General features: G+C 63.6%; 2 protein-coding genes. Both read right to left on the reverse strand.

Annotated elements, in window-relative coordinates; genetic code table 11:
• Positions 1-128: 128 nt before the first annotated feature.
• Positions 129-332, reverse strand: a complete 204-nt coding sequence (gene csrA, locus AC1DT2_RS19065) for a carbon storage regulator CsrA (protein ID WP_046966111.1) — start codon at positions 330-332, stop codon at positions 129-131.
• 299 nt (positions 333-631) lie between these two features.
• Positions 632-3,210: alanine--tRNA ligase (gene alaS / locus AC1DT2_RS19070; RefSeq protein WP_477298038.1), on the reverse strand; the 2,579-nt coding region annotated here is incomplete at its 5' end.

Genomic DNA, 3,210 nt, shown 5'->3' on the forward strand with positions numbered 1-3,210 from the left:
ACCCTATACTCCCTTAGCAGGGGAGCCCCTTCGGCCACTCGGGCAACTCTCCGTGAACGTTCGTCGTTGAGGAACGTGCCTTAACGAGCGGGCAAGGATACTGTTCCTTGCTTCAGCCGTAAAGAGCTTTACTGGTCCTGGTCGTCCCCGGTGTGGCCGGCAGGATCGTTCTCGTTCTTGATGCGCTGGTAAATCTCTTCGCGGTGGACCGCGACGTTTTTCGGTGCATTGATACCGATGCGCACCTGGTTACCTTTGACACCCAGAACAGTGACGGTCACCTCGTCGCCGATCATTAGGGTTTCACCGACCCGGCGGGTCAGAATCAGCATGATTGATACTCCATAAAATCAGGTATTGGCTTCCCCACCAACGACAACTCACCCCGAGTGCTTGCCGTCAATGGTTGACGTTTCGACCATCGAAGGYCGAGCTGCCTTCCCCGGCTCTAGTTGTGTGTGTCGCTGACCAGCTGTCCTGCCATTTCGATCCAGCGGATCGATGCCGAACAGTGCATTCGGCATTCGGATCATACTAGCCGAGCCAAACCAGCGGGCGCAACGCACGGAGCCATAAAACGCATGGCGGAGAGCCTTTACGGCACGCCGCCGTTCACGCTGGCCGGTTTCGTTCAGTGCAACCGGGCCTCGATCCAGCCTGGGATGCCCGCAAGGATCTGCGGAAGCGCCGGCGAGTCCACGCCGCCGCCCTGCGCCATGTCTGGACGTCCGCCGCCCTTGCCGTCGATTCGTGAGGCCACTTCGGCCACCAGATCACCCGCCTTTACGCGACCAAGCGCCGCACCGCCTACGCCCGCGACCAGCGAAACGCGGCCGTCCAGCGCGCCTGCGAGGATGATGGCGCAATCGCCGAGCTGTTGCTTGAGGACATCGACGCTGTCGCGCAGCGACTTGGCGTCGAGACCTTCAAGACGCGCAGCCACGACTCTGATACCGGCAACGTCGACGGCTGAGGTCGCAAGATCCGCCGATGCTGAACTGGCGGCCTTCGCCTTGAACGATTCGATCTCGCGCTCGAGCTTTTTCTGCTTGTCGAACATCTGGCGAAGCTTCTCGACGACATCGTCGCCGGTCGCTGCGAGCAGGCCGGACACTTCGCCCAGGACGCGCTCTTCCTCAGCGACCCGCGCGAGCGCACCCGCACCCGTGACCGCCTCGATACGGCGCACGCCGGCGGCGACGCCGGACTCCGAGACGATCTTGAACAGGCCGATATCACCCGTGCGCGACACATGCGTGCCGCCGCACAGTTCGGTGGAGAAATCACCCATCTTCAGCACGCGAACCTCGGCGCCGTACTTCTCGCCAAAGAGCGCCATCGCACCGAACTCGATCGCTTCGTCGTAGCCCATGTTATGGACTTCGGCCTGGTCGTTATGACGGACCTCGTCGTTGACCATGCGCTCGATCAGTGCGAGCTCTTCCGCCGTGACCGGCTTGAAGTGCGAGAAGTCGAAGCGCAGGCGCTCAGGCGCCACCAGCGAGCCCTTCTGCGACACATGATCGCCCAGCACCGTGCGCAGCGCGGCGTGCAGCAGATGCGTCGCGGAGTGATTGAGAACCGTGGCCTGGCGCTGTGACGCGTCCACCGATGCACCCACCACATCGCCCTTGGCGAGCGGCGCCGAACCCTGCCAGCTGCCGAAGTGCGCGAAGAACGCACCGCCGACCTTCTGGGTGTCCTGCACCGCGAGGGCGCCCGACGGATTGCGAATCATGCCGGTGTCACCCACCTGGCCACCAGACTCCGCGTAGAACGGCGTACGGTCGAGCAGGAGGAAGGCCTCCTCGCCATCGGCGAGCCGATCGACAGCCTTGCCATCACGCACGATGGCGACCACCTTCGCGTCGGTCAGTTCGAGCGAGTCGTAACCGGTGAAGAGGGTCGGCGACACGGCGCTTGCGACATCAGCCGGCAACTGGGCCTTGCTGCCGAAGTTGCTGGCTGCACGGGCACGCGCGCGCTGCTCGCTCATGGACTGCTCGAAGCCGTCCATATCCACACTCATGCCGCGTTCGCGGGCGATGTCGGCCGTGAGGTCGACCGGGAAACCATAGGTGTCGTACAGACGGAACGCGTCGGCACCCGGAATGATCTGGCCCGACTTCGCCGCGACGTCGTCGAACAGGCGCATGCCGTGCTCGAGCGTCTCGCCGAAACGCTCTTCCTCGGTTTTCAGCGCCTGCTCCACGAAGCTTTGCTTCTTCGCGATTTCCGGATAGGCATCGCCCATCTCGGCGACCAGCGGCGCGACCATCTTCCAGAAGAAGTCGCCGCGCACGCCGAGCATCCAGCCATGGCGCAGCGCGCGACGGATGATGCGACGGAGCACATACCCACGCCCCTCGTTCGACGGCAGCACGCCATCGACGATGAGAAACGAACAGGCACGAATGTGATCGGCGATGACGCGCAGCGACTTGTTCGCCATATCCGCCGTGCCGGTCAGCCGCGAGGCCTCAGCAATGAGGTGGGCGAACAGGTCGATCTCGTAGTTGGAATGCACGTGCTGGAGCACGGCAGCCAGGCGCTCAAGGCCCATGCCGGTGTCGACGCAAGGCGCCGGAAGCGGCGACAGCGTGCCGTCCGGAGCGCGGTCGAACTGCATGAACACCAGGTTCCAGATCTCGATGTAGCGATCACCATCTTCGTCGGGCGAACCCGGCGGACCGCCCGCCACGTCGGGACCATGATCGAAGAAGATCTCCGTGCACGGGCCGCAGGGGCCGGTATCGGCCATCTGCCAGAAGTTGTCGGAAGCGAACGGCGCGCCCTTGTTGTCGCCGATGCGGACGATACGGTCCGCCGGGACGCCGACCTCCTTGTTCCAGATGTCGAAGGCTTCGTCGTCCGTGTGATACACGGTCACCCACAGGCGCTCGGCCGGCAGTTTGTAAACCCCGGTGAGCAGTTCCCAGGCGTAACGGATGGCATCGCGCTTGAAATAGTCGCCGAACGACCAGTTGCCCAGCATCTCGAAGAAGGTGTGATGGCGGGCGGTGTAGCCCACGGCATCGAGGTCGTTGTGCTTGCCGCCCGCGCGCAGGCAGCGCTGGACGTCGGCCGCACGAACGTAACCCGGCTTTTCGCTGCCGAGGAAGACGTTCTTGAAGGGGACCATGCCCGAGTTGGTAAACAACAGGGTGGGATCGTTCGACGGCACCAGCGATGCCGACGGCACGATGGTGT

This window comes from Luteibacter sp. P4_E6, from assembly GCF_056401535.1.